At 38.6% G+C, this 26,360-nt stretch carries 25 protein-coding genes, 1 tRNA gene and 1 riboswitch; of the genes, 23 read left to right on the top strand and 3 right to left on the bottom strand.

Going from position 1 to position 26,360, the window contains the following annotated elements; translation table 11 throughout:
- Nucleotides 1-33 precede the first annotated feature (33 nt).
- From IGK81_RS09560 to IGK81_RS09520, 9 genes are all read left to right on the top strand, one after another.
- Nucleotides 34-546, top strand: a complete 513-nt coding sequence (locus IGK81_RS09560; protein ID WP_034699109.1) for an RNA polymerase sigma factor — start codon at nucleotides 34-36, stop codon at nucleotides 544-546.
- A gap of 27 nt (nucleotides 547-573) precedes the next feature.
- Complete coding sequence (locus tag IGK81_RS09555) at nucleotides 574-1,467, top strand: RsiV family protein (protein WP_034699112.1); 894 nt, start codon at nucleotides 574-576, stop codon at nucleotides 1,465-1,467.
- Nucleotides 1,468-2,031: 564 nt separating this feature from the next.
- Nucleotides 2,032-2,757, top strand: a complete 726-nt coding sequence (locus IGK81_RS09550; protein ID WP_063627411.1) for a GntR family transcriptional regulator, LSA1692 subfamily — start codon at nucleotides 2,032-2,034, stop codon at nucleotides 2,755-2,757.
- A gap of 19 nt (nucleotides 2,758-2,776) precedes the next feature.
- Entirely contained in the window at nucleotides 2,777-4,060 is a 1,284-nt protein-coding gene (locus tag IGK81_RS09545) for a Sapep family Mn(2+)-dependent dipeptidase (protein ID WP_438758187.1), read from the top strand.
- Nucleotides 4,061-4,205: 145 nt separating this feature from the next.
- Nucleotides 4,206-5,153 carry a N(4)-(beta-N-acetylglucosaminyl)-L-asparaginase gene (locus IGK81_RS09540; protein ID WP_034699124.1) on the top strand — a complete coding sequence of 316 codons (948 nt, stop codon included), beginning with the start codon at nucleotides 4,206-4,208 and terminating at the stop codon, nucleotides 5,151-5,153.
- A 61-nt stretch (nucleotides 5,154-5,214) separates the two neighbouring features.
- On the top strand, nucleotides 5,215-5,544 hold the full coding sequence (locus IGK81_RS09535; protein WP_010718620.1) for a PTS sugar transporter subunit IIB: 330 nt from the start codon (nucleotides 5,215-5,217) through the stop codon (nucleotides 5,542-5,544).
- A 52-nt stretch (nucleotides 5,545-5,596) separates the two neighbouring features.
- A complete protein-coding gene (gene celB / locus IGK81_RS09530) occupies nucleotides 5,597-6,952 on the top strand; it encodes a PTS cellobiose transporter subunit IIC (protein WP_010738000.1) in 1,356 nt (451 codons plus the stop codon).
- Between the two features lie 14 nt (nucleotides 6,953-6,966).
- On the top strand, nucleotides 6,967-7,485 hold the full coding sequence (locus IGK81_RS09525) for a GrdB-related putative oxidoreductase (RefSeq protein ID WP_010718618.1): 519 nt from the start codon (nucleotides 6,967-6,969) through the stop codon (nucleotides 7,483-7,485).
- A gap of 376 nt (nucleotides 7,486-7,861) precedes the next feature.
- Nucleotides 7,862-8,473 (top strand): hypothetical protein, encoded by a 612-nt coding sequence (locus IGK81_RS09520; protein ID WP_034699127.1) that lies wholly within the window; start codon nucleotides 7,862-7,864, stop codon nucleotides 8,471-8,473.
- A 214-nt stretch (nucleotides 8,474-8,687) separates the two neighbouring features.
- Here IGK81_RS09520 and IGK81_RS09515 read toward each other — a convergent pair.
- Nucleotides 8,688-8,759, bottom strand: a tRNA-Arg gene (locus IGK81_RS09515).
- 59 nt (nucleotides 8,760-8,818) lie between these two features.
- Here IGK81_RS09515 and rpoN point away from each other — a divergent pair.
- The 8 genes from rpoN to IGK81_RS09475 all read left to right on the top strand — a co-directional run bounded on the left by rpoN (nucleotide 8,819) and on the right by IGK81_RS09475 (nucleotide 18,656).
- The gene (gene rpoN, locus IGK81_RS09510; protein ID WP_034699130.1) at nucleotides 8,819-10,150 is read left to right on the top strand and encodes an RNA polymerase factor sigma-54; all 1,332 of its coding nucleotides are present in this window, start codon (nucleotides 8,819-8,821) and stop codon (nucleotides 10,148-10,150) included.
- Between the two features lie 152 nt (nucleotides 10,151-10,302).
- The gene (locus IGK81_RS09505) at nucleotides 10,303-11,394 is read left to right on the top strand and encodes a sugar-binding transcriptional regulator (RefSeq protein ID WP_172595671.1); all 1,092 of its coding nucleotides are present in this window, start codon (nucleotides 10,303-10,305) and stop codon (nucleotides 11,392-11,394) included.
- Between the two features lie 40 nt (nucleotides 11,395-11,434).
- The gene (gap, locus tag IGK81_RS09500) at nucleotides 11,435-12,436 is read left to right on the top strand and encodes a type I glyceraldehyde-3-phosphate dehydrogenase (protein ID WP_010718614.1); all 1,002 of its coding nucleotides are present in this window, start codon (nucleotides 11,435-11,437) and stop codon (nucleotides 12,434-12,436) included.
- Nucleotides 12,437-12,546: 110 nt separating this feature from the next.
- Nucleotides 12,547-13,737 (top strand): phosphoglycerate kinase, encoded by a 1,191-nt coding sequence (locus IGK81_RS09495; protein ID WP_010718613.1) that lies wholly within the window; start codon nucleotides 12,547-12,549, stop codon nucleotides 13,735-13,737.
- 155 nt (nucleotides 13,738-13,892) lie between these two features.
- Nucleotides 13,893-14,648: a triose-phosphate isomerase gene (tpiA, locus tag IGK81_RS09490; protein ID WP_010718612.1), complete on the top strand. Its 756-nt coding sequence runs from the start codon at nucleotides 13,893-13,895 to the stop codon at nucleotides 14,646-14,648.
- 115 nt (nucleotides 14,649-14,763) lie between these two features.
- Entirely contained in the window at nucleotides 14,764-16,062 is a 1,299-nt protein-coding gene (gene eno, locus IGK81_RS09485; protein ID WP_010718611.1) for a phosphopyruvate hydratase, read from the top strand.
- 259 nt (nucleotides 16,063-16,321) lie between these two features.
- A complete protein-coding gene (locus IGK81_RS09480; protein WP_034699132.1) occupies nucleotides 16,322-17,347 on the top strand; it encodes an alpha/beta hydrolase in 1,026 nt (341 codons plus the stop codon).
- Nucleotides 17,348-17,519: 172 nt separating this feature from the next.
- On the top strand, nucleotides 17,520-18,656 hold the full coding sequence (locus IGK81_RS09475) for an ArgE/DapE family deacylase (RefSeq protein WP_034699134.1): 1,137 nt from the start codon (nucleotides 17,520-17,522) through the stop codon (nucleotides 18,654-18,656).
- Nucleotides 18,657-18,823: 167 nt separating this feature from the next.
- Here IGK81_RS09475 and IGK81_RS09470 read toward each other — a convergent pair whose 3' ends face one another.
- Entirely contained in the window at nucleotides 18,824-19,390 is a 567-nt protein-coding gene (locus tag IGK81_RS09470) for an ECF transporter S component (RefSeq protein WP_010737992.1), read from the bottom strand.
- Nucleotides 19,391-19,395: 5 nt separating this feature from the next.
- Entirely contained in the window at nucleotides 19,396-20,370 is a 975-nt protein-coding gene (locus IGK81_RS09465) for a nucleoside hydrolase (protein WP_034699136.1), read from the bottom strand.
- Between the two features lie 23 nt (nucleotides 20,371-20,393).
- Nucleotides 20,394-20,438: riboswitch (PreQ1 riboswitch) on the bottom strand.
- Between the two features lie 222 nt (nucleotides 20,439-20,660).
- Between IGK81_RS09465 and IGK81_RS09460 the strand changes: the two genes are divergently transcribed.
- From IGK81_RS09460 to smpB, 6 genes are all read left to right on the top strand, one after another.
- Nucleotides 20,661-21,647 (top strand): alpha/beta hydrolase, encoded by a 987-nt coding sequence (locus IGK81_RS09460; RefSeq protein WP_192924302.1) that lies wholly within the window; start codon nucleotides 20,661-20,663, stop codon nucleotides 21,645-21,647.
- 71 nt (nucleotides 21,648-21,718) lie between these two features.
- A complete protein-coding gene (locus tag IGK81_RS09455) occupies nucleotides 21,719-21,994 on the top strand; it encodes a GNAT family N-acetyltransferase (RefSeq protein WP_010718605.1) in 276 nt (91 codons plus the stop codon).
- A gap of 279 nt (nucleotides 21,995-22,273) precedes the next feature.
- Entirely contained in the window at nucleotides 22,274-22,510 is a 237-nt protein-coding gene (gene secG / locus IGK81_RS09450; protein WP_010718604.1) for a preprotein translocase subunit SecG, read from the top strand.
- 220 nt (nucleotides 22,511-22,730) lie between these two features.
- Nucleotides 22,731-23,480, top strand: a complete 750-nt coding sequence (locus tag IGK81_RS09445) for an alpha/beta hydrolase (protein ID WP_034699138.1) — start codon at nucleotides 22,731-22,733, stop codon at nucleotides 23,478-23,480.
- Nucleotides 23,481-23,482: 2 nt separating this feature from the next.
- Nucleotides 23,483-25,849: a ribonuclease R gene (gene rnr, locus IGK81_RS09440; protein ID WP_034699140.1), complete on the top strand. Its 2,367-nt coding sequence runs from the start codon at nucleotides 23,483-23,485 to the stop codon at nucleotides 25,847-25,849.
- Nucleotides 25,850-25,888: 39 nt separating this feature from the next.
- The gene (smpB, locus tag IGK81_RS09435; protein ID WP_034699142.1) at nucleotides 25,889-26,353 is read left to right on the top strand and encodes an SsrA-binding protein SmpB; all 465 of its coding nucleotides are present in this window, start codon (nucleotides 25,889-25,891) and stop codon (nucleotides 26,351-26,353) included.
- The last annotated feature ends 7 nt before the right edge of the window (nucleotides 26,354-26,360 follow it).

The raw sequence follows: 26,360 nt of genomic DNA, 5'->3' as shown, positions 1-26,360 counted from the left end.
TTTGATCGTCATAGTAAGTGAGAGGGAAAGGAGATGGGTCCGATTTTTAATCGTTACAAGAAAAAGAAGCAAATCGAAAAATCAAAGAATTTATTAAGTGAATTGATCCAAGAGGAATATGAGAAAATGTTTCGGATCACAATGAATTATGTTCATAACAAAGAAGAAGCATTGGACGTAATGCAAGACAGTTTTCATAAAGCGTTAGCTGCTATTGAACAAGGGAAAGAGATTGAACGATTTTCAGCTTGGTTTTATCGTATTTTGATACGAACAGCGATCGATGCTTGGCGTAAGCAAAAACGAAATCAATCGGAAACATTGGAAGAAGAAACGATTCAACTCGCTCATACAATGGACGATTCATTGACTGATTTACATGGAATCATTGAAGGAATTGATAGCCCCGAAAAGGAAATTTTGATTTTACATTTTTTTGAAGGCTTTCGTTTAAAAGAAATTGCAGAGATTCTTGATTTGAATGAAAACACCGTCAAAACCAAAATGTATCGTACGTTAAATCAGCTAAGAAAAATCTTACAGTAAAAATCACAATAAAGGAGAGAAAGACGGATGTATTCAGCTCAGAAGGAACTAGAACAACTGAAACAAGTCTACCAACAACAAGAAATCCCTCATGGTATCAAAAATGAGATGATCAAGCGCTACTCACTGGAAGAACAAAGGTTTAATCAGCGAGTGAAACGAAAAAAACAAGTGAAAGGACTTATTCTATCTTTTGCTATTATTGCGATGATGTTCAGCAGTATTTTTTTTAACAATCAAATTCGTAGTTTTGCTGAAGATTTACCCTTGATTGGCCCAGTCGTGAAATTAATTTTAGGGAAAACACTGTCTGATGAAGCAATCGAGATCCGAGTGCCGCAAATCAGTACAAAAGATAAAGAAAATAGTCAGACGATTGCTGGACTGAACAAAAAGTACTTTCGTGAAGGACAAGAAAACTTTGAAAAAGCAAAAGTACAGTACCAAGACTTTAAAACAAATCATTTTCAAGTTACGGGAGATTATCAGAAACTGTTGGATGATCCGCGTTTTTTAGTGATTGAACGAAAGATGACACAAACTGCCGCAGACAGCTATACGGAAAAGCGTTATGATACGATTGATAAAAAAAGCGGAGTAGTCCTATCTTTACCACTTTTATTCAAAGATGATCAGTATCTTTCCGTTTTGACAAATGAAGTCAAAGAGCAAATGCAAAAAAATAGCAAAGAAAACCCTGATCAGTATTATTGGACAGATGATGATTTTAAAGATGGACTAATCAAAAAAACGCCATTAGTTACTAAAGACACATCTTTTTATATCAATAAAAATCACGAGCTAGTCTTAGTTTACGATCAATTTTCGATCGCACCTGGCTATATGGGCACACCAACCTTTGTGATACCTAAAGAAGTGACACGTTCACTTTTAGCTTCTCCAGATTACTTAAATGAGTAAGCTCAACCTAAAAAATAAATAACTGATCCTTTGCGCTATCATAAGAGTTGATTTGATTTTGGAAAAATACTTCAAATAGTTCAATTATACATGGTTATAATATATACAAAATGTCTAGGACAGCCATTGTTGGATAAATAGCTGTTTAAAAGAGATTGAGACAAAAGTATTTCGCATCAAGAAATAAGAAGGAATTTCCGAAAATTGACAAGAAACGCAAACACTGGTTTTTGCTGTTGATTGTTACCTACTTGGTGCTTCACAAATTTTTTGAAGATGCTACTTTTTTCTCACCGTGAACAAGAGGTCAGCTCTTTGAACATCATTTATTCGTTTTTAGAGATACTAGAAGAGACTGAAGCAAGTTTTGTTTCAGTCCCTTTTATTTTAGAGAACTATCCAAATTTCGTCCTAGAATTTTTTGTGCAAATATCGTAAATGATGTGAAAGTATATACTTTTTAGTATATACTTATTGTTGGATAAAAATATTTTCTCATTATTGTTGGTTCTGCTAATAAATAAAGCTAGCAGAAAGTTTGGAGAATATTTTAGGAGGAATCTCGTGAAAAAACAACCAAAATTTCAAGAAATTGCGAATGAGATTGAGAAGCGAATCATGGAAGGAATTTACGTTTCTAGTCAAAAATTACCTTCAGAATATGATTTAGCAGACGAGTTTCAATGTAGTCGTTTAACTGTTCGTAAAGCAATCGAATTATTGATCAGCCAAAATAAGTTGATCAAAGAAAAAAGTAAAGGCACGTATGTCATGAAACAACCTAAGATCCAAAGTGGCTCTGGAGGATTGCAAAGCTTTACCGAAACTGCTCGAATCCAAGGGAAAAAGACAAAAACGCAAGTCTTAGAATGCGAAGTTACTGAACAACTACCAACGAATGTTAAACAAGCTTTTGGTGAATCGATTTCTGAGCCAATCGTTCATTTGAGACGATTACGTTATTTTGATGACGAACCAATGACGGTTGAAAATCTTTATATTTTAAAACGTTATCTGGGAGAAGTCTCTCAAGAAGAATTAAGTGGGTCACTCTATCAAGTGATCGAAAAAAACGTGGAGATCGCTTATTCTCACCAAGAAATCGAAGCAGTGAAAGCGACGGCTGACGTGGCAAAACTCTTGCAAGTAGCTGTGGATGAACCGATGTTGTTTGTCCATTCAATGACATATTCGCCAGCAGCCAAACCAATCTTATATGACTGCTCGTTTTATCGTGCAGATAAATATACATTTAAAAATACGTTGATTCGTCAAAAAAGGAGTGAATAAATTGAAAAAAAGCAAGTCGATGATTGATGAACATTGGGAGGAATTTCTTGAATTTCTTCAAACAGTTATGAAAGTACCAAGTGTGAAAGGGGAGCCGGAAGATCATGCTCCGTTTGGGAAAGCACCTCGAGAAGTGTTGGACCTTGTACTCAAAAAAGGAAAAGAAGTAGGGTTTAAGACTAAAGTGATTGATGATGCGATCGGGTACGTCCAATGGGGAGAAGATGATGAGGACTATATTGGGATCATTGGTCATTTAGATGTGGTTCCAGCAGGATCGGGATGGGATTTCCCACCCTTTGATTTAAGCGAAAAAGATGGACGTTTTTATGGACGAGGGATTCTAGATAATAAAGGGCCGATCATTAGTTGTTTTTATGCTCTGATCCTGTTGAAAAAAATGGGAGCGGTTCCTAAAAAAACGATCCGCATTATTTTTGGGACTGACGAAGAAAGTGGGATGTCTGATGTGGCTCATTATTTACAGGCTGAAGTTCCACCATCATTTGGTTTTACGCCAGATTGTAAATATCCAGTTGTTTACGGAGAAAGAGGAGTAGTCAACCTAACGATTCATTTCCCATTAGTTAAAGAAGAAGTTATTCAAATCAGTGATTTTGCAGGGGATCAATATCGAAATCATGTGCCAGACCAGCTGAGTGTTTCGATTAATGCGAAAAAATTTGATGTGGAAGGAAAACGTTCTCCAAGTAATGCCCCAGAATTAGGGGAGAATGCGATTACGCTGCTTGCCGAAAAAATCAAAGCAGATTCAGCTGTTCCAGAACAAATACGAGCTTATTTTGATTGGATCTGGCAAGCTTTCCACAATAAACATTATGGAGAAGGAATCGATCTTGCTTTGTCTGATGAAGATTCAGGCAGGTTGATTCTTACACCTGTGAATTTGCAAAAAAACACTAACGGGTTAGATTTAGAAGTTGCTTTTCGTTACCCTGTTTCAGTCACAGAAGAGGAAGTCGTGAGTGGGTTGGCTAAACAGTTGCCCAAGAAAGCGACTTTTACAATCAATCGCAGTATTCCAGGGATCTGTCAGAAAAAAGATTCGCCTGAAATCAAAAAACTATCTCAAATTTATGGCGAGATTACTGGGAACGACCCTACACCAGTGACGACAACGGGTGCTACTTATGCCAGAAAGATTCCTAATGTATTAGCGTTTGGTCCCTCTTTTCCTGGACAGAAAGGGATTGCACATAACAAAAACGAGTATATGAAAGTAACAGATCTGCGTATGAATTTAGAGATATACCTGCGAAGCATTCAAGCATTGATCGAATAAACAGTTATATATTTTTTAAAAAAAAGATTATCAGAGACTTCTCTTATAAATCAATTAGATTTTAAGAAAAGTCTCTTTTTAGTATAGACATAATAGTATATACTAAATAAAATAGATGTAAGCGCTATATATAGGAGGAGTAAACATGTGGGGAATTATCGCAACGTGGCGTATGGCACATGATGGTGTGTTAGCTGCAAAAGAATTATTAGAACAGGAAGGAACATGCGGAGATGCCGTGGAAACGTCAATCAAATGTGTAGAAGACTATCCATTTTATAAATCAGTTGGCTATGGTGGCTTGCCAAACGAACGAGGCATTGTAGAAATGGATGCGGCTTTTATGGATGGGGATACGTTCAAAATTGGGGCAGTGGCTGGGATCGTAGATATTGCGAATCCAATATCAGTTGCCAGAAAATTAAGTAATGAAAAATTCAATAGTTTTCGCGTAGGACAAGGAGCCACTGAATATGCAATGCTAGCAGGATTCGAACGGAAAAACATGCTAACGCCAAGAGCTAAAAAAATTTGGCAAAAACGAGTGGCAGAAGTGGCGAAAACGAATCTAAGCCCCTATGACGGACATGATACGGTGGGCGTGGTTTCTTTGGATCAACACACTGGCATGGCTGCAGGAACGTCTAGTTCTGGATTATTTATGAAAAAGCAAGGTCGTGTGGGAGATTCCCCTTTATCAGGTTCTGGTTTTTACGTCGACAGTCAAATCGGTGGTGCGACAGCAACTGGTCTAGGAGAAGATCTAATGAAAGGCTGTCTAGCTTATGAAATTGTTCGCTTGATGGGAGAAGGAGTCACTCCACAAAAAGCCTGTGATCAAGCTGTGTATTCTTTTACTGATTTATTAAAAGAACGGTATGGCAAAGCAGGTGCTTTTTCATTAGTTGCTATGAATAAAGCAGGTGAATGGGGAGTTGCGACCAATGTCGAATTTACGTTTACTGTTGCAACTGAAAAGGAGCAACCAGCTATCTACTTAGCTAATCCAGGAGTTGATCAGACAACGATCATTGAACCAATCACCAAAGAATGGCTGGATGCTTATGAAAAACGCATCAAAGCCCCAGTTTGATCCCAGTATCGAAGTCATTTAGCTGATAATCAGCATATGTATATATAAGGAGGAGAAAAAAATGGCAACAAAAAAAATCTATTTATTCTGTGAAGCAGGTATGTCAACGAGTATTATGGTCAATAAAATGATGGAAGTAGTCACAAAACATCAGATGCCACTAGAAATCCATGCGTTCCCAGCAATCCATGCAGAGGAAAAAGTTGAACAAGAGAAACCGGTAGCCATCTTATTAGGACCACAAGTTCGTCATTTAAGTGACAAAATGAAAAAAACGTTTGAGCCGTTAGGCATTCCTGTAGGCACAATTGCCACAGAAGCATATGGCATGATGGATGGCGAACGTGCGATGAAAGATGTCCTGAAAATGATCAAAGAAAGTAGAAAATGAGTTTTTGTAAACGGAAACAGTTGGAGTCAACAAAAAGATCGGGGGAAAAAAGATGCAAAAATTTTTGAATTGGTTAGAAAAAGTTTTGACACCAATGGCAAAAACGGTTGGAGAAAATAAATATTTGATTGCTATACGAGATGGCTTTTTACTTTCTACACCGTTATTGATCGTGGGGTCATTGTTTCTAGTATTGACCAACTTTCCAATACCAAATTGGAATGAATGGATGGCTGGATTTTTAGGGGAAAATTGGGCAGTCATGTTGAATAAGCCTGCTACCGCCAGTTTTGATATCATGACGATTTTAGCAGTTGGGGGCATCGGTTATAGTTTAGCAAAGCAATTTAAAGTGGATGCGATGCAAGCGGCAATTATTTCTTTAGTTTCATTCTTTATCGTAACGCCTTTTACCACATTATTTACGCCAGAAGGTTCGACTGAAGTATTTGAAGTCGGAAGTCTTCCTTTACGTTGGATGGGATCAAGTGGTTTATTTTTAGGGATGGTAGTTGCTTTAGTAGCGACTCGTATGTTCGTTGCCTTGATTCGTACAGGGTGGACAATCAAAATGCCAGATGGCGTGCCGCCTACTGTTGTTAAATCGTTTGAAGCATTGATTCCAAGTTTCGTCATCTTAACGTTCTTTATGGTGGCGAATTGGGTAGCGAGTTTAACCACATATGGGAATTTACAAGAAATCCTGTTTAAATTCTTACAAACACCATTGTTAAGTTTAGGGAATACCTTAGGTGCTATGATCATTGCGTACTTATTTTTACATTTTTTCTGGTTTTTCGGAATCAACGGTTCAAGTGTCGTAGGTGCAGTTTTCAATCCAGTTCTTCGTGCTTTATCGATTGAAAATCTAAATGCGTTTAAAGACGGACATGAAATTCCTAATATCATTACAGGTCAATTTCAAGATATGTTTGCAACATTTGGTGGGGGCGGTTCTACCTTATCATTGATTTTGATTATGATTCTTGTATGTAAAAGTCAGCGAGTGAAAAAACTTTCACAATTATCGCTTGTACCGGGAATTTTCGGGATCAATGAACCGATCATCTTTGGTTTACCGATCGTATTAAATCCAATCATTTTGATCCCATTTGCTTTAGTACCGACAATCAATATCATTATTGCTTATTTTTGTATGGACCTAGGGCTAGTTGCTTACACCAATGGGATTCAACTTCCATGGACAACGCCACCGATCATTTCAGGCTTTTTAGTCAGTGGTTGGCAAGCTTCTGTCCTTCAGGGATTACTTATTTTATTAGGAATGGCAGTTTATTATCCATTCATCAAAGTGTTAGACAATCAATATCTGAAAGAAGAGCTTGAGGCAGAAGAATCAACAGCAGAAGAAATCAATTTTGATGACTTTGATTTTGATACCTTATAAAAAGGAGTAGGAGCATGAAAAAAATCATTTTGATCCTCAACCATGTGACCGCAGGTATGGGAAGTGACGAACAAGCACAATTACCTCCAGGTGGAAAAAAAACAGCTCTAGGACCGGGAGAAACATTAGCGCCATTGTTTAAAGAAAAAAAGGCAGAGATTATTGCTACTTTATACTGCGGTGATCGTTATTATTCAAGTCATCCAGAAGAAGTCAAACAAAAATTTATCGGATTCGCCAAAAAGTTTGGAGCAGATGCGATATTATGTGGACCAGCTATGCATTATCCTAATTTTGGAGAGATGGCAGGCGGGTTAGTCGAAGCTTTTAACAAAGAAGGCATTCCTGCTGCCGCTGCAATGTCTGTTGAAAATCCTGCTGTAGCAAAATATCAGCAAGTGATCCCCATCGTTAAAATGCCAAAAAAAGGTGGGATCGGACTAAATCAATCCTATAAAAATATGGCAACAATCGTGACACAGTTAGCGAAAGGGGAAGAACGAACTTCCTCAGAACAAGAAATGATCTTTTGAATCAAAAGTGAATAAACGGAGCATAATGTCTTTTCTTAAGTTGAAAAGCTGTTTCGATAGATGACGGAAAAAAGCCAATCATTACGTATGTTTTGATTGGCTTTTTGTGTGAAGAAGGTTGCAAAGAATGGTTTGCCGCAAGCTGGATCAGGGGAGATGAGGAACACGTAAGGCTTTGATCAATGTTTGGGTAGAAAGATTCGATCAATTAGCTAACTGAATTTCACCGTTTGCCAACTTGCTCCTTCTCTTTATTGATTTGTTCTTTCTCTTTATTAAAAAGTAGAGTGAAAAAATAGACTTGAATCTCAATGGATCGTCCAATAAACTATTTATTGTAAGCGTTTTATTCTTAATTGAAGAAAAGTGGTGATGTATGAACAAAGTAAAGATACTCATGACGTTGTTTGTTAGCTCTATACTTCTATTGTTGGTTTCTCATCCCCAAGAAATAGCGGCAACTACAAGCAAGTCTAATGTAGGAACACATGCAACATTTTCCAAAGTAATGACTTATGATCAAATGATTGAGCAACTCACAAACGATCTTCAGCTTTCATCAACAAAAGCAAGGCAAAAACTCGAATCTTCGGACAAGATTGTTCACACAGTTACTCGAAATAGAGCAACCTTTCGAGTACTGTCGCATACTGTGACGGTGAATAAGACGTACAAGCCAACGATGCGGTTTTATTGTGAAACGAGTGAAAGTGGTCATTTTAGAGCGATTAAACGAATAATAGCAATAAATTTGGTTAGAGAAGACCAGGAAGTGGCAAAAGCCTTTTCCGGAACTGTCTATGTCAACTTAGAAGAAGCCAATCGTATCTATTATATCGTGAATGGTGACTTCTTTAATCAAGGCACGACTTCATGGCAAAACGGATCAACGAGTGGTGTAGACAGTGCGCTAGATCTAAGGTTTACTACAAAGGATGCCGGGAGCCATTACCAATACAGTTATAGTGAACACCGAATCACTTTTTGATTTGCAGGCGGGTAAGGAAGTGGACAGCGATCGCTAACCATTGTTGAATAATAGTGAATGGTCAAAGAAAAGTGATGGGAGAGATATGGGTGGCTCGTAAAACTTAGTTTACACAAAAAATAACGAAAAAAGCTGATCCATACATGCGGATCAGCTTTTTATCTTTTAAATTTAGAAAGCAAAACATTCCCAAATATGCTAAGATAGCAATAGACGCGTCCTGAGGGAATCGAACCCCCGTCTCAAGAACCGGAATCTTACGTGATATCCACTACACTAAGGACGCAAGTACAGACACAATTGTAACGAAACTAAAAAAAAATTACAAGGGGAATGGACAAAAAAATGAAATTTCAACAAAACTTTTCACAAAAACAACAGCAAACACAAAAATTAGCCATGACACAACATCTGCAACAGTCCATCCAGGTATTGCAATATAACAGTGAAGAGCTCTTGGCATTTGTTGAAAATCAAGCATTAGAAAATCCATTGATAGAAGTAGTGGAACCAGAATGGCAATCTGACTATCAGAAGATCAGATCAGCCAATGATAATGAAGAAACCAACTACTTAAATCAAATTCCCGATACCAGTGTTTCCTTATTTGAATCATTGATCGAACAGATCCATTTGAACTATCGGCAGACCTTCTTACGTCAGTTAGTTCTTTATTTAGTCGAGTACATTGATTTAAATGGATTTTTGACGATTGATTTAAAAGAGGCACAAGAACAAACAAATGCAACTTCGATTGAGATCCTTGATGCACTGACGCTGGTCCAACAACTTGAACCAGCAGGTGTGGGGGCACGAAGTTTACAAGAGTGTTTGATGTTACAAACGGAAAGAGATGACTTTGCACCAGAGTTAGCGTATATCGTTTTGGAAGAGTGTTTTGAGTTGCTGGTTGATCGCAAATGGAAAGAGATCGCTCAACGCTTTTCAATCGAACTTAGTGAAGTACAACGAATCTTTGATTACATCCAAACACTTAGCCCAAGCCCTGGACGGATTTTTGATCGAAGCAGTGAATTATATATCATCCCTGATGTCAAAGTGATGGTTGATAAGGACCAAAAAGTGTCTGTCCTCTCTAGACGAGGAAATCAACCAGACGTTCGTTTCCAGGAACATTATTTTAATCAGATGCTAAAAAAAGCAGACAAAGAAACGCAAGCGTATTTGAAAGAACGGAAACAAGAGTTTGACTGGTTGAAAAAAACGATTCTACAACGTGGGGATACGATTTTACGGGTGGCTCAAATCATTGTTTCCCATCAACAAGCCTTTTTCACAAATAAAGAACGACCAATTAAACCGCTGACATTAAAAGAAGTGGCAAAAGAGTTGGAAGTACATGAATCCACTGTCAGCCGTGCCGTCAATGGAAAATACCTGGAAACTGAATTTGGGGTTTTCGAGCTTAAGAAATTCTTTACAACTAGACTACAGCAAAGTGGGACAGATACTGAGACCGATCTCTCAGCTGATACTGCACAAAAGAAAATCCAAGAACTTGTAGATCAAGAAGACAAAATCAAACCACTTTCTGATCAAAAGATCGTAGAATTATTAAAAAAAGATGAAATATTGATTTCAAGAAGGACGGTTGCAAAATATCGTGACCTGCTGGGAATCCCAAGTTCATCGAAAAGAAAACGTTATGATAGATAATGTGAATCTCGACTAGAAAAAAATGAAAAGTTTTTTCTAGTCTTTTTTTATTGAAAAAAACGGGTAAAACTGTTAGACTTACATTCGTGAGGTTGAGATTTTCCTTTTAAATACTTAGTAGTAGGAAAGTCGCTTTTCTTTTTTTATCGTACATGGGTCGTTTTGAGTCTACATTGGACAAATATCGTCCAACTAAGGAGATCGCTATGCTTGATGAATTGAAAATGATTGAATCTGTTGCACCGGATATTATCGAGGTTTTACAGGAAAGATATAAAATTTTACGTAATATTTATTGGATGCAGCCAATAGGTCGTCGTAGTTTATCAGAGAGTATGGGCATCACAGAACGCGTATTACGAACAGAAACAGATCTATTGAAACAGTTAGATTTGATCAACACCTCTAAAAGCGGTATGACTTTGACCAAAAAAGGAGAAGAAGTTTATCAAAGCCTTGAGAACTTCATGGATCAACTTTTAGGAATGCATCAGACAGAAAAAAAACTGGCTGAGTATTTTGGGAATCAACGTTGTATCGTGGTATCAGGAAACAGTGAAGAACAGCCTAAAGTGGCGGATGCTTTTGGTGAAGCATTAAATGAAGCTTTAGATTTGTTACTACCGGAGGGCAATAATATCATTGCTGTAATGGGCGGAACAACGATGGCTGTAGTAGCTGAACAACTGACAAATTTGGAAAACAATCAGCGACATAATCTATTTGTGCCAGCTCGTGGTGGTATCGGAGAGGCTGTGACTGTACAAGCAAATTCCGTAAGTGCTAGAATGGCTACAAAAGCAAGTGGAAATCATCGTGCATTGTATGTTCCAGAACAATTAAGTTTAGCAACGTACAATTCCTTGCTCAATGAACCCTCTATTCAAGAAGTGTTAAACTTGATTAGTCAGGCAAATTGTGTTATTCATAGTATTGGACGCGCACTCCATATGGCAGCACGTCGAAAAATGACTGAAAAGGAATTAGTCATGCTGAAACAGGCGAATGCGGTGGCGGAATCTTTCGGCTATTTTTTCAATGAAAATGGCGAAGTCGTATATAAAGTTCCTCGCATCGGAATCGAATTGAAAGATTTGGCAAATGTACCCATCATTCTTGCGATTGCTGGGGGAAAGTCAAAAGCAAAAGCGATTCGCGCCTATATGAAAAATGCACCAAAACAAACGTGGCTCATCACTGATGAAGCTGCAGCAAAAGAGATTTTAAAAGGGGTATCCCTTTAAAATAAATATTTTTTTGATTTTCATAAGGAGGAAATCTTAAATGACAGTTAAAGTAGGTATTAATGGTTTTGGACGTATCGGACGTCTAGCATTCCGTCGTATCCAAGATGTAGATGGAATCGAAGTAGTAGCAATCAACGACTTAACAGATGCTAAAATGTTAGCACACTTGTTAAAATATGACACAACTCAAGGACGTTTCAACGGAACAGTTGAAGTTCACGAAGGTTCATTCAACGTTAACGGAAAAGAAGTTAAAGTTTTAGCTAACCGTAACCCTGAAGAATTACCTTGGGGCGAACTAGGTGTTGACATCGTTCTAGAATGTACTGGTTTCTTCACTTCAAAAGCAGCTGCTGAAAAACATTTAACAGCTGGTGCTAAACGTGTTGTTATCTCAGCTCCTGGTGGAAATGACGTTCCAACAATCGTTTATAACACAAACCACGAAACATTAACTGGTAAAGAAACAGTTATCTCAGGTGCTTCATGTACTACTAACTGTTTAGCTCCTATGGCTAAAACATTAAACGACAAATTTGGTGTTGTTGAAGGATTAATGACAACTATCCACGCTTACACAGGTGACCAAATGACTCTAGACGGACCTCATCCTAAAGGTGACTTCCGCCGTGCACGCGCTGCTGCTGCAAACATCGTTCCTAACTCAACAGGTGCTGCTAAAGCTATCGGTTTAGTAATCCCTGAATTGAACGGTAAATTAGACGGAGCTGCTCAACGTGTTCCTGTACCAACAGGTTCATTAACTGAATTAGTTACAGTTCTTGAAAAAGAAGTAACTGTTGACGAAATCAACGCAGCAATGAAAGAAGCTTCAAACGAATCTTACGGATACAACACAGACGAAATCGTTTCTTCTGATATCGTTGGTATGACTTTCGGTTCATTATTTGACGCTACACAAACTAAAGTAATGACTGTTGGCGACAAACAATTAGTTAAAACTGTTGCTTGGTATGACAACGAAATGTCTTACACTGCACAATTAGTACGTACTTTAGAATACTTCGCTAACTTATAAGATAGACCAAACGTACAAGTGTAATTTATAAGCATGTACACTTAAAAGCGGGGAAGCAATCGCGCTTCTTCCGCTTTTTTTGATAGTAAGTTTATTTAGGAGGAAATAAAATGGCTAAGAAAACAGTGAAAGATATTGATTTAAAAGATAAAAAAGTTCTTGTCCGTGTTGACTTTAATGTTCCTTTGAAAGATGGCGTGATCACAGATGACACACGTATCAAAGCAGCATTACCTACAATCAACTACGTATTAGAACAAGGCGGAAAAGCAATTCTTTTCTCTCACTTAGGACGTGTAAAAACGGAAGAAGATAAAGAAGGTAAATCTTTAGCTCCAGTTGCAAAACGTTTAGGCGAATTATTAGGAAAAGAAGTAACTTTCGTTCCTGAAACTCGTGGTGCAGAATTAGAAGCAGCAATCAATGGCATGAAAGATGGCGACGTGGTTGTTTTTGAAAACACTCGTTTTGAAGACATTGATGGCAAAAAAGAAAGCAAAAATGATGCAGACCTAGGTAAATACTGGGCTTCATTAGGTGATGTATTTGTCAATGATGCTTTCGGTACAGCTCACCGTGCGCATGCTTCAAACGTCGGAATTGCTTCAACTGGTATCCCAACAGTTGCTGGATTCTTGATGGAAAAAGAAATCAAATTTATCGGTGAAGCCGTTGAAGAACCAAAACGCCCTATGATCGCAATCTTAGGTGGTGCAAAAGTTTCTGATAAAATCGGTGTAATCGAAAACTTGATTCCTAAAGCAGACAAAATCTTGATCGGTGGCGGAATGACTTACACATTCTACGAAGCTAAAGGAATCAAAATCGGTAACTCTTTAGTAGAAGCTGATAAAGTTGAATTAGCAAAAGAATTGATCGAAAAAGCTGGCGACAAATTAGTCTTGCCAATCGATAACGTTTGTGCTCCAGAGTTCTCAAACGATGTTGAAACACAAGTAATCGAAGGCGATATCCCTGAAGGATTGATGGCTTTAGACATCGGCCCTGCATCAGTGAAATTATTTGCTGATACATTACAAGGTGCAAAAACAGTTGTTTGGAACGGACCAATGGGTGTGTTCGAAATGAGTAACTTTGCTAAAGGTACAATCGGTGTTTGTGAAGCAATCGCTAACCTTGAAGATGCAACAACAATCATCGGTGGTGGTGACTCAGCAGCTGCTGCAGAACAATTAGGTTTTGCTGACAAATTCACACATATCTCAACAGGTGGCGGCGCAAGCTTAGAATTACTAGAAGGTAAAGAACTACCTGGTTTAGCTGCAATCAACGATAAATAAGCATCGTTCGTTGTATCTGATTTAGATGAAGACAGCTGCTTTTTGCAACGGTGAATTGATTCAAACTCAAATAAACTTAACCAAAAAGCAGCTTTTTCTTTTTATACGTGGAGGAGAGTTCCACGACTCATAATTTTAAAGGAGTGCATACTGTCATGCGTAAACCAATTATCGCTGGTAACTGGAAAATGAACAAAACTGCATCTGAAGCAAAAGAATTTGCTGAAGCAGTAAAAAACAACATCCCTTCAAATGAAAAAGTTGATTCTGTTATCGGATCACCTGCTTTGTTCTTACAAGAACTAATGGCTTCAGCTGAAGGAACAGAATTAAAAATCTCAGCACAAAACTGCTACTGGGAAAACTCAGGTGCATTCACAGGTGAAACTTCACCAGCTGCTTTAGCAGACTTAGGTGTGGACTATGTGATCATCGGACATTCAGAACGTCGTGAATACTTCCATGAAACAGATGAAGACATCAACAAAAAAGCGAAAGCTATCTTTGCAAACGGCATGATCCCAATTCTTTGCTGTGGTGAATCTTTAGAAACTTACGAAGCTGGAAAAACAGCTGAATGGATCGAAGGACAAATCACTGCTGGTCTTGAAGGATTAACAGATGGCCAAGTAAGCAACATGGTTATTGCTTACGAACCAATCTGGGCAATCGGTACTGGTAAATCAGCTGATGCACAAATTGCTGACGAAATCTGTGGCGTTGTACGTCAAACAGTTGAAAAATTATACGGCAAAGAAGTATCTGATGCAGTACGTATCCAATACGGTGGTTCTGTAAAACCAGAAAACATTGCTGAATATATGGCGAAAGAAAATGTTGACGGAGCATTAGTTGGTGGCGCAAGCTTACAAGCTGATTCATTCTTAGCATTATTAGACGCTGTAAAATAATTAGTGAAAATTTGCGAAAAATGCAAGAAATGTTTGCACTAACGCCTAAAATTAACTAAAATCGTATATGAGGGAAATCCCTTAGGAAAAAACAAACTCAAAGGAGAGACAAAACATGTCAATTATTACTGATGTTTACGCTCGCGAGATCTTAGACTCACGCGGTAACCCAACAATCGAAGTAGAAGTATACACAGAAAGCGGAGCTTTTGGCCGTGGAATGGTTCCTTCAGGTGCTTCAACTGGTGAATACGAAGCCGTTGAATTACGTGATGGAGACAAAGCTCGTTATGGCGGTAAAGGTGTAACTAAAGCTGTTGACAACGTAAACAACATCATTGCTGAAGCAATCATTGGCTACGATGTACGTGACCAAATGGCAATCGATAAAGCTATGATCGCTTTAGACGGAACTCCTAACAAAGGTAAATTAGGTGCGAACGCAATTTTAGGTGTATCTATCGCTGTTGCTCGTGCAGCTGCTGACTACCTAGAAGTACCTTTATACCACTACCTAGGCGGATTCAATACAAAAGTTTTACCAACTCCAATGATGAACATCATCAACGGTGGATCACATGCGGATAACTCAATCGACTTCCAAGAATTCATGATCATGCCTGTTGGCGCTCCAACATTCAAAGAAGCTCTACGTATGGGTGCTGAAGTATTCCACGCATTAGCAGCAATCTTGAAATCTCGTGGATTAGCTACTTCTGTTGGTGACGAAGGTGGATTCGCTCCTAACCTTGGTTCAAACGAAGAAGGTTTTGAAGTAATCATCGAAGCAATCGAAAAAGCTGGCTATGTACCTGGTAAAGACGTTGTTCTTGCTATGGATGCTGCTTCTTCAGAATTCTACGACAAAGAAAAAGGTGTTTACGTATTAGCTGATTCAGGCGAAGGCGAAAAAACAACTGACGAAATGATCAAATTCTACGAAGAATTAGTTTCTAAATATCCAATCATCTCAATCGAAGACGGATTAGACGAAAACGACTGGGACGGATTCAAGAAATTAACTGACGTATTAGGCGACAAAGTTCAATTAGTTGGTGACGACTTGTTCGTAACAAACACTCAAAAATTATCTGAAGGTATTGAAAAAGGAATCGCTAACTCAATCCTAATCAAAGTTAACCAAATCGGTACTTTGACAGAAACTTTTGAAGCAATCGAAATGGCTAAAGAAGCTGGCTACACAGCAGTTGTTTCTCACCGTTCAGGTGAAACAGAAGATTCAACAATCTCTGATATTGCTGTTGCAACAAACGCTGGTCAAATCAAAACTGGTTCTCTATCACGTACTGACCGTATTGCTAAATACAACCAATTACTACGTATCGAAGACCAATTAGGCGAAGTTGCTGAATACAAAGGTTTGAAATCTTTCTACAACTTAAAAAACAAATAATTTTAGGACGATCAAATAAGTACGATGATAGCAGAGCGTCGATTATATAGCTGTGCTGGTCTACTTCATTCTAAAGTTATTAAAAAGTACCTTTCTCTTATCTTGAAGATAGGAGAAAGGTCTTTTTTTGCAGAAAAAATTTAGAGATTATCCTAACAAAAACTGAATTACATAATCGTTTTTTGTCACGTTTACAAACGATTTAATTATTGCTAAGATATTATGATAAAAGGAAAAAAAAGAATAATGGGGAAAGTGTATGAAAGCAAAAATTTTAAAGGGGTTCAAATGGTTCGGTATTTTGCTTCTCAGTACCATTTTATTGGTCGTGATTGCTTTTCAAGTTTCACCGAGACCGGGTGCTTATGTGATCCGACATCTGTTTAGCGATGCTGTAACGATCACAGATAAAGAAACGTATGAACAAGCAAAAGATTCCACTAGTTCGCTCACTGATCGTTCTTATCAATCACAATTCAAAAAAAACAACTACGATATCTATTATCCTAAAGGCAGTGAGGGACCTTTACCCACGTTGATCTGGGTTCACGGTGGAGGCTATGTGAGCGGGGATAAAGCAGGTGTAAAAGAATTTGCAACAAGATTAGCTTCAGATACGCACATCGCAGTTGTTGCTATGAACTATGAACCGGCACCTAGCTCTCAGTATCCCAATCAAGTAGTACAAGTCAATGAATTAGTCCAACAATTAAAAAAAGAGAACAATCAGAAGTTGGATCTTTCAAAGCTGATTTTTGGTGGCGATAGTGCAGGCGCTCAGATTGCCTTACAGTATGTTACTATCCAAACAAATCAACAGTATGCAAAAGAAATGAAGATGAAACAAATGATTGATCCAACAGCGATCAAAGGAGCCATTTCTTACTGTGGGCCAGTTGACTTGCAACAAACAGCAAAACAGCAATCGAGTGATCGATTGATGCATTTCTTCGTTAAAACGGTAGCTTGGTCTTTGATTGGAACGAAAGATTGGCAAACAGACGAACGCTTATATCAAGCTAGTTTAGTTGATCAAGTGTCAAAAGACTTCCCGCCTACGTATATCACAGATGGAAATGCGTATTCTTTCCAAGATCAAGGGATTGCTTTCGCAAATAAATTAAAAGAGTTAGACGTTCCTGTAGACGAACTATTTTATAAAGACCAGAAAAAAGAAATCAGTCATGAATATCAATTTAATTATACATTGCCAGAATCAAAAACTTGTTATGAGCAAACGGAGCGGTTCATTGAAAACTGTTTTCGATCTACAACAGCTCAATAACGAATTGCCGAAGCATCCCGAAATAGCTCCTTCTATTTTGGGGTGCTTCGGTGTCTTTAGACATAGGAGTGTCAATGGCTGCTGCTAGCTAATCGACTGAGAATGGATGAATGATTGAAAATGATACACTGTTTCAGTAAAATAGAAAGAAACAGCAGGAGTGTGGGACAGGATGGGAAATGAAGAAAAAATAGCTATTTTACAAGAACTGATCCGAATCAAGTCAGTGAATGGGAACGAAGGGGAAGTAGCCGCCTACTTAAATCAATTATTGAATCAACATGGAATCCAAGGAGAAATCATTTCTCACACTGAGGGGCGTGATAACTTGGTGGCGACGTATCACAATGGTCAAGGAAGAGTATTAGGTTTGTCTGGTCACATGGATGTTGTGTCTGCAGGAGACGAATCGAATTGGACCTATCCGCCTTTTGCAGCAGAAATAAAAGGTAATCGTTTGTATGGACGTGGTGCTACCGATATGAAAAGTGGGCTAGCCGCTATGGTGATTGCGATGATTGAATTGAAAGAGTCCGGGAAACCGTTTAACGGGACAATCAAATTATTAGCGACAGTAGGGGAAGAAGTCGGAGAATTAGGTAGTGAACAACTGACAAAAGCAGGTTATGTCGACGATTTAGACGGATTGATCATTGGTGAACCAACCAATTACAATTTGATGTATACTCACATGGGTTCAATAAACTATACCGTTGTTTCTCATGGTAAAGAAGCCCACAGCTCAATGCCTCAAGAAGGCTACAATGCGATCAACCATTTAAATGAATTTATCACGCGTGCAAACGAGCAAATGAATGCTTTAGCGAATGATTTCCAAAATTCCGCGTTAGGAAAAACGATTCATAACGTTACAGTGATCAACGGAGGAAATCAAGTCAACAGTATTCCAAGTCAGGCGCAATTACAAGGAAATATCCGCTCAATCCCTGAATTTCCAAACGATCAAATCATTGATTTATTGCAAAAGATCGTGGATGAATTGAATGAAGGAACGAACTATCACTTAGAATTGACGATCGACTACAATAAGATTCCTGTGAAAGCAAATCCTGATTCTTCGTTGATCCACCATATTCAAAAACAGTTCAAGCAACCATTGCCCCTAGTAGGTGCAGCAGCAACGACAGATGCAGCTGAATTTACTAAATCCGCTCACTCCTTCGATTTTGTGGTATTCGGTCCCGGAGTCGTAAACTTGCCTCATCAAATAGACGAGTATGTAGAAATCGATAATTACTTGGATATGATTGACACATATCAAGCAATCATCTTGTCTTATTTAGCATAACAGCCTATTTTGGTTCAAAATACAAAAAAGTACAAAGTAGATCCTTCAATTAAATCAAAAAAACGCAAAACAAATTTTCATGTTTTGCGTTTTTTTTGATTTACTAATTGAAGTAACCGACTTCTATTCGCACGTGTATTTACTCCAACTCATCACAACTACGCAGCTCAAATCGCTCTGTTCACAACCCTTTTCGGCAATGCCAAGACGACAAGGGTGACGACGACTACTGAGAGCAGGCGGTCGAGGTAATCGGTACCCGCTTGAACGAGAATCACGCTCATTGTTTGATTGAACCCAATTCCATGGAGGAACTGAACAATCATGCTTGAACCAGAAGAAGTGACTCCCCCAAAGAGTTTTACAGTGATTAGGGAAGAAAGGATGGTTCCAGGCAGTGATAAGACAAGCGCCCAGAAAACTAAGGTCCAGCGGTTCTTACTTCGAGTGAATCGTTGATGGAAAATCACTCCAGCAAGTAAACCTGTTACCATTTGAACAGGTGAATAATACAACGAGAAGATATCGGTGGTAACACCACTTAATACCCCGCTGGCTAAGCCAGTGAGTAACCCAAATACCGGACCTAACAAAGTCCCAGCGAATATGGTACCGATCGAATCAAGATAGATCGGTAATCGTAGCCATAATGCAATGGTTCCGCCGATATAATTGATTCCGATACATAAAGCGACGATCGTAATCGTCTGTGTGGTGATTCTTTTTTTGCGCATGTTTTTCATCCCATCTTTAATCTTTCCAGATCTTTTTTAATCGTTTCTTCTTGTGCATTTAAAAGAACGGTCAAAAACTTCCGAAAAAATAGATGAGTATCAACTTCTGTCATAATGGTGCTGTTTGGTGCTTTTTGCCAAAAATCAAAGCGATCGACTAGTGTTTGCCCACGGCTGATTCCTTGCGTTTCAACAGCGGTATAACTAGTAAATCCCTGACAAATGCTTTCGTCGATAAAGTAGGCAACGGCCAGAGGATCATTGATGACGCACCCTAGGATTCTTTCTTGTTGCCAGTGAAAATCAAAATAAAAACGAGTGATCGCTTTTAGAAATTCTCCTTCCTCAGGATTGAGCTGACAACAATATTCTAATAAGGTAGGTGTCAAAACGATTTCTCTCGTAACATCTAACCCGACCATTTCAATCGTGTTCCCTAAATTTTCAAACACAAAGGCAGCTGCATCAGGATCGCACCAATAATTGTACTCAGCAACTGGTGAACAGTTTCCGTGGCTTTTGTAGGTGCCACCCATTGAAATAAATCGCTCGAAATGTTTTCCTAAATGTGGATTTTTCATCAAAGCACGAGCAATATTGGTCAAAGGGCCAAGTGCAATGATCGAGGTGTTTGTTTCTTTAGAAAAGTATTCCGCCAAAAAATCGACTGCTGATTTTTCTTCTATTTGTTTTTCTTGTACTTGAGCAAAGTTTGTCTCGCCTAATCCGTCCATCCCATGAGTGTCTTGTGCGCTAATAAACGGCTGTTTCAACGGTTGTGTTTCCCCTTGATAGACGGGGATGTCTAAGCGTCCGCATCGTTTCAAACATTTGAAAACATTTTGGCTACCGATCGTCACAGGTACATTGCCGCAGACCGTCGTGATCGCAACTACCTCGATTTCGGGGGACTTGATGGCTAACATCAATGCTAAAGTGTCATCGATTCCAGGATCGCAGTCAATAATTACTTTTCGCATTATTTCCAATCTCCTTTCTGTAGAGATACTTAGTTTTTTATTCTGGGAAGTTTCCGAACCAGTCCAAGGATACTCCTTGATTAAAATGCACGGAATCAGTATACTGGCTTTTAAATAAAATGTAAATGTTATCTTATTTTTTATTCCTATTTGAATGGTTTTAAATTTCAATGAAGCCTAGGGTGAAAACTTGAGCAGTTTTTTTAGAAAATGGTACAATGGAATAGAAGGATATACGGATTGATAATAGAAAAAATATTTATGGAAAGCGGGGAAGATAAGTGATTGTCATGTATCTTATTCTTATAGTTCTCATTTTAGGCGCAGTCATTTATCGTGGACTTTCTTCTTACTATGCGCAAAAATTAATTCAATCGGGTTTACAAAGAGGGTATGATTGGTATGAGAAAACAGGTCATCAGTTGATGGACCCATCGGCTTTTACGATCGTGGAAAAGCAACGGCAACTTGCGGAAACAGAAGCTGAGGGCTTTTGGAATAAAGGCAAAGAAATCGAAGTCAAAAGTCATGATGGGTTAAAACTGTTAGGACGAATCTTTCAAAGTTCCTCTCCCAACAAAAAATGGGTTGTTTGTGTCCATGACTATCGAAGTGATGGGAAAACAGATATGTCTTATATTGGAAAGAAATATGCAGAAGCAGGGTTTAACGTCTTGATTCCTGATTTGCGTGCTCACGGCAAGAGTGAAGGAGAAATCATCGGGATGGGGTGGTTGGATCGTTTAGACTTGATTATCTGGATCAACTATATTTTACAGATGCAGCCAGATGCTAACATTATTTTACATGGGAGTTCAATGGGTGCCTCTGCTATCATGATGGCTAGTGGGGAAAAACTACCTCCTGCAGTTCGAGGGTTTATCCTGGATAGCGGGTTTGTTTCCGTCTATGCGGAGTTTCGCTACATGTTGAGCAAACTAACCTTTCTTCCTAAAAAAATGATCATGCGCCATGCGAATCGCTATGCAAAGAAATATGCTGGTTATTCTTTGAAACAGGCGTCAGCAACTCGTCAGTTGGGCAGTAACCATCTGCCAGTATTGATCATTCATGGGGAAGAGGATCAGTTCGTTCCAGTCAGTGCCGCTTATACGATCCAAAATGCAACAGCTGGTGAAAATGATCTTTTTCTGATCCCAGAAGCTCAACATTTAGAAGCAGCCGTGAAAGATCCCACCAAATATTGGACGGTTGTTTTCTCATTTATCGAACAGCGAATCGATTGGAGAGAATCAGGTTATTCCGAGTATAAATAATTGTTTGCTGAGAACTAGACTGTTAGAATCAAGGAGAACAAATTATTTGGTCAATACGGGGAGTGGCGAAAATGGAAATCAAAGAAGAAAAAAATCGTTTCGTATTATTGAATGATGAAGCAAAAGAAATCGGGGAAATGACTTGGTCTGATGCAGGACCAGACATCATGATCATTGATCATACATTTGTAGAACCAGAGTATCGTGGACAAAAATTAGCAGAAAAATTAGTGCTTAATGGCGTAGAACTAGCTCGAAGAGAAGGTAAAAAAATTATTCCATTGTGTCCATATGCGAAGAAAGAATTTGAAAGAAAACCTGAATATCAAGATGTGCTTCGTAAATAATCGACTCGTTTTCGTACGATCGTCAATGAATGAAATGACAAAAAGTGGATCTGTCCGCTAAATGAACTTTTTTAAAATAAGAGAAACCGAAATTGTAGCAACCGGCTATTAACGTTGTTATTCTTTCGGTTTTTTCATCTTTTCAGTCTTTGCCCATGAATAAGTGCTAATACTAAATGTTATCTAAAATTGAAGCCCCATTCGCAAGAGAAGGTTGTCAGAGTTTTTTTTATATGATAAAGTAAAATAGATGATATTTTACGGAAAGGAGGCTGCTTAATGTATAATGTAATTTTAGGAATCGTGATCGTGTTATCGATTGTAATGGTCATTGCAATCATGATGCAACCAAGTAAACAAAACAGTGCAGCAAGTGCATTTACTGGCGGAGCGGATCAATTATTCGGTAAACAAAAAGCACGTGGTTTTGAAGCAGTCATGCAACGTTCGACAGCGGTAATGGGTGCCATTTGGATGATTTTATTATTTGTACTAGCCTTTTTATCTTCTAAATAAAAAGTTGATTTAACGATTAGTCGAAATAATTATGAATCGTTTTTTCGTTCAAAAAATTTTGGCTTAATTTTTTAAGTAGTTGATTTGAATGAGCGAAAAAAGAATTCCTTTCATGCAGAGCAGTGATTGACGTCGCGGCTCTTTTTTATTTGCCAAAAGAGCGGTTTTGTCCTAAGGGATCGCCAATCTATGTTAAAATGAGAAGAACGAGGTGAACCTAATGAAAAGTCTACCAAAACCCCTTTATGCAAAACATAGCAAGAGAGCTGTGCTACTCTTACATGCCTATTCTGGAAGTCCGAATGATGTGCGCATGCTGGCTCGATATTTGGAAAAGTCAGAATATACTGTCTATGCTCCATTGTTTACTGGACATGGAACGCTAGCTCCACAAGACATTTTAGCGCAAAAAACGGAAACATGGTGGGAAGATACGAAACAAGCCATCCACTTTTTAAAAGCAGAAGGTTTTTCCCAAGTTGCTGTTTTTGGATTATCAATGGGAGGAATCTTCGCTGTTCGAGCATTAGCAGAACAGCCAGAGATCATTGGTGGCGGATGTTTCTGCTCGCCGATTTCACCAGTTGAAAATCATGTGCCAGAAAATTTTGAGCGATATGAACGTTATGTGCTAAAACTTGCAGGGGAATCTGAACAGGAAATCGAAGAAACTGTCGCTGCGCTTCGACCAAATGTTTATCAGCAATTAGCAGAGATACAAAACCAAGCAGCAATTACAGAAGGAAAACTTAGTGACATCCAAGCACCTGTTTTTTTAGCCCAAGCCGGTCAAGATGAAATGATTGATCCAGCTGGAGTCTACGAAACAGCAAAAAAATTAGCCGATAAAAGAGTGACCCTTCAATGGTATCCCAACAGCAAACATGTGATCACCGTTGGAGAGTCTAGAAAATTACTGGAAAAAGATGTGTTGGAGTTTCTAGAGAATTTACCTTGGAATGAGGAATGAAAATGACAAAAGAAACATTGAAAGAAAAAATTATTTTTTTTATTGAGAGCGAGCGCAAAAAAAGCTTTTCAATGGAAGAAATCGCCCAAGGATTGGGCTTGCAAAAAAGTGAAGATTTCAAGCTACTCGTTCAGACGATCGCTCAAATGGAACGAGAACAAAGTGTGGTCTTTACCAAAAAAGGAAAAGTGAAGCTACCATTAAAACCAGTATTGATCGAAGGAACGTTTCGGGCCAATGAAAGAGGATTCGGCTTTGTGACGATTGATCCAGAAGAAGATGATATCTATATTCCTAAAGAAGCAACTGGGTATGCCATGGATGGCGATACGGTAGCGATCGATATCATAAAAACGGCCGATACTGCGATGGATCGTGGAGCAGAAGGTAAAGTAGTTGAGATCCGCAAACGAGCAACTACGCAGTTAGCTGGAGAATTCGTGGCTTACACAGAGGAAGAGATAAGTGAAACGGATCTTTATGGGGTGGTTATCCCAAAAGACAAAAAATTGAATCAGTTTAAAGTTTATGCAGCAGCTGAAGGGATTCGACCAGTTGATGGGAGTATCGTAATGGTTGAGCTGACCCATTATCCTGAGAAAAACTATGCGACCAGTTTAGAAGGTATTGTCAAACAAGTCATCGGCCATAAAAATGATCCTGGAATGGATATCCTATCGATTGTTGTCTCAAACGGGATTCCGACAAAATTTCCAGATGATGTCTTGGCAGAAGCTGATCAAGTGCCAGATACGATCAATGAAAAAGACCTAGTTGGCCGGAGAGACTTACGTGAACAATTGATCGTGACGATTGACGGAGAAGATGCCAAAGATTTGGATGATGCTGTTACTGTGAAAAAATTGGCCAACGGTAATTATTTCTTAGGTGTACACATTGCAGATGTTTCCAATTATGTGACCGAAGGAAGCCAGTTAGATCGTGAAGCTTACGAACGAGGAACGAGTGTGTATTTAACCGACCGTGTCATTCCAATGATCCCACAAAGATTATCAAACGGGATTTGTTCATTGAATCCTCACGTACCAAGACTAACAATGAGTTGTGAGATGGAGATTGATCCAAATGGTCAGGTGGTATCTCATGATATTTTCCCAAGTGTCATCCAAACGACGGAACGAATGACCTATACAGCGGTCAATCAGATTTTAGAAGAACAAGATGAGCAGGTAATGGAACGGTATAAGCAATTAGTGCCGATGTTTCAAGAGATGCAAGAGCTACATCAGATTTTAGAAGAAATGCGGATTCGTCGAGGAGCGATTTCTTTTGAAGACCGTGAAGCAAAAATACTCGTAGAACCAGATGGACAACCAACTGATATCTTATTGCGAAGCCGTGGCGTAGGCGAACGGTTGATCGAATCTTTCATGTTGGCGGCAAATGAAACGGTGGCGGAACATTTTAATAAACGCAACTTTCCATTCATTTATCGGATTCACGAGCAACCTAAAGAAGAAAAGATGCAACGTTTCTTTGATTTTGCTTCTGCACTAGGAATCGTCGTTCGTGGAACAAAAGGAACGATCACACCTAAAGATCTTCAAAAAGTCATTGAAAACGTTGAAGACAAGCCGGAATCAGCTGTTATCAATACGATGCTGTTGAGAAGTATGCAACAAGCACGTTATTCAGAAGATAATTTTGGGCACTATGGATTAGCTGCGGAATATTATACGCATTTCACTTCGCCTATCAGACGTTATCCAGATTTGATCGTCCATCGCTTAATTCGCTCGTATGGACAAGACCCAAGTGAAGCAAATCAAACTTATTGGGAAAATGAACTACCCGAAATTGCGGAGCATAGTTCGAAGATGGAACGTCGTGCAGTCGAGGCAGAGCGTGAAGTAGATGCAATGAAGAAAGCTGAATACATGATGGATAAAGTAGGAGAGGAATTTGAAGGGATCATCAGTTCAGTTGTTAAATTTGGGTTGTTTATCGAATTACCCAATACGATTGAAGGGTTGATCCATATCAATGAGTTGAAACAAGACTATTTCCACTTTATTGAGAATCATTTAGCATTAGTAGGCGAACGAACAGGGTTAACTTTTAAAATCGGTCAAAAAGTGCGGGTAAAAGTCATCAAAGCAGATCCGGAAGAACGTGCAATCGACTTTGAATTGATTGATGCAGAAGAAATCGTTCCATTAGAACGTCCAAAAACGTCAAACAAAAATCGTCCTTCTAATCGTCATCAAAAGCGTTCATCAAAATCTCATACTGAACGGAATGGAAAGAAAAATTCCTATTCAAATGAGCGGAAAAAAGGAAAAGGACCATCTAATAAAAAAGGGAAAAAACCTTTTTATAAAGGAATTAAGAAGAAAAAGAAAAAATAACCAATAACCACTATGAATACCAGTTTGGAGGAATGTCATATGCCAAAAGGCGACGGAAAGTTAATCGCCCAAAATAAAAAGGCTCGCCATGATTATTCGATTATCGATACGATGGAAGCAGGAATGGTGCTGCAAGGAACAGAAATCAAATCGATCCGAAACAGCCGGATCAATTTGAAAGATGGATTTGTCCGTATTCGAAACGGTGAAGCATTTTTGCATAATGTTCATATCAGTCCCTATGAACAAGGCAATATTTTTAACCATGATCCGTTACGAACAAGAAAGTTACTATTACACAAAAAACAGATTTCACGGCTAGAGACTGAAACAAAAAATACCGGGGTCACGATCGTACCCTTAAAAGTATATATTCGTGATGGGTATGCCAAAGTTTTTATTGGTCTTGCGAAAGGGAAGAAATCTTATGACAAGCGAGAAGATCTAAAACGAAAAGATGTAGATCGTCAAATTGATCGAACATTAAAAAATTTCTCTAGATAATTTCATT

The sequence above is a fragment of the Enterococcus sp. DIV0703 genome (assembly GCF_051711065.1).
GTDB classification, from domain to species: Bacteria; Bacillota; Bacilli; order Lactobacillales; family Enterococcaceae; genus Enterococcus_B; species Enterococcus_B hirae.
This window is presented reverse-complemented; position numbering and strand designations above follow the sequence as displayed.

What these genes read in the sequence shown, in the direction of transcription:
- IGK81_RS09560 (WP_034699109.1), top strand. Translation starts at nt 34, where the DNA reads ATGGGTCCGATTTTTAATCGTTACAAGAAAAAGAAGCAAATCGAAAAA.
- IGK81_RS09555 (WP_034699112.1), top strand. Translation starts at nt 574, where the DNA reads ATGTATTCAGCTCAGAAGGAACTAGAACAACTGAAACAAGTCTACCAA.
- IGK81_RS09545 (WP_438758187.1), top strand. Translation starts at nt 2,777, where the DNA reads ATGATTGATGAACATTGGGAGGAATTTCTTGAATTTCTTCAAACAGTT.
- IGK81_RS09540 (WP_034699124.1), top strand. Translation starts at nt 4,206, where the DNA reads ATGTGGGGAATTATCGCAACGTGGCGTATGGCACATGATGGTGTGTTA.
- IGK81_RS09535 (WP_010718620.1), top strand. Translation starts at nt 5,215, where the DNA reads ATGGCAACAAAAAAAATCTATTTATTCTGTGAAGCAGGTATGTCAACG.
- celB (WP_010738000.1), top strand. Translation starts at nt 5,597, where the DNA reads ATGCAAAAATTTTTGAATTGGTTAGAAAAAGTTTTGACACCAATGGCA.
- IGK81_RS09525 (WP_010718618.1), top strand. Translation starts at nt 6,967, where the DNA reads ATGAAAAAAATCATTTTGATCCTCAACCATGTGACCGCAGGTATGGGA.
- IGK81_RS09520 (WP_034699127.1), top strand. Translation starts at nt 7,862, where the DNA reads ATGAACAAAGTAAAGATACTCATGACGTTGTTTGTTAGCTCTATACTT.
- rpoN (WP_034699130.1), top strand. Translation starts at nt 8,819, where the DNA reads ATGAAATTTCAACAAAACTTTTCACAAAAACAACAGCAAACACAAAAA.
- IGK81_RS09505 (WP_172595671.1), top strand. Translation starts at nt 10,303, where the DNA reads ATGGGTCGTTTTGAGTCTACATTGGACAAATATCGTCCAACTAAGGAG.
- gap (WP_010718614.1), top strand. Translation starts at nt 11,435, where the DNA reads ATGACAGTTAAAGTAGGTATTAATGGTTTTGGACGTATCGGACGTCTA.
- IGK81_RS09495 (WP_010718613.1), top strand. Translation starts at nt 12,547, where the DNA reads ATGGCTAAGAAAACAGTGAAAGATATTGATTTAAAAGATAAAAAAGTT.
- tpiA (WP_010718612.1), top strand. Translation starts at nt 13,893, where the DNA reads ATGCGTAAACCAATTATCGCTGGTAACTGGAAAATGAACAAAACTGCA.
- eno (WP_010718611.1), top strand. Translation starts at nt 14,764, where the DNA reads ATGTCAATTATTACTGATGTTTACGCTCGCGAGATCTTAGACTCACGC.
- IGK81_RS09480 (WP_034699132.1), top strand. Translation starts at nt 16,322, where the DNA reads ATGAAAGCAAAAATTTTAAAGGGGTTCAAATGGTTCGGTATTTTGCTT.
- IGK81_RS09475 (WP_034699134.1), top strand. Translation starts at nt 17,520, where the DNA reads ATGGGAAATGAAGAAAAAATAGCTATTTTACAAGAACTGATCCGAATC.
- IGK81_RS09470 (WP_010737992.1), bottom strand. Translation starts at nt 19,390, where the DNA reads ATGCGCAAAAAAAGAATCACCACACAGACGATTACGATCGTCGCTTTA.
- IGK81_RS09465 (WP_034699136.1), bottom strand. Translation starts at nt 20,370, where the DNA reads ATGCGAAAAGTAATTATTGACTGCGATCCTGGAATCGATGACACTTTA.
- IGK81_RS09460 (WP_192924302.1), top strand. Translation starts at nt 20,661, where the DNA reads ATGTATCTTATTCTTATAGTTCTCATTTTAGGCGCAGTCATTTATCGT.
- IGK81_RS09455 (WP_010718605.1), top strand. Translation starts at nt 21,719, where the DNA reads ATGGAAATCAAAGAAGAAAAAAATCGTTTCGTATTATTGAATGATGAA.
- secG (WP_010718604.1), top strand. Translation starts at nt 22,274, where the DNA reads ATGTATAATGTAATTTTAGGAATCGTGATCGTGTTATCGATTGTAATG.
- IGK81_RS09445 (WP_034699138.1), top strand. Translation starts at nt 22,731, where the DNA reads ATGAAAAGTCTACCAAAACCCCTTTATGCAAAACATAGCAAGAGAGCT.
- rnr (WP_034699140.1), top strand. Translation starts at nt 23,483, where the DNA reads ATGACAAAAGAAACATTGAAAGAAAAAATTATTTTTTTTATTGAGAGC.
- smpB (WP_034699142.1), top strand. Translation starts at nt 25,889, where the DNA reads ATGCCAAAAGGCGACGGAAAGTTAATCGCCCAAAATAAAAAGGCTCGC.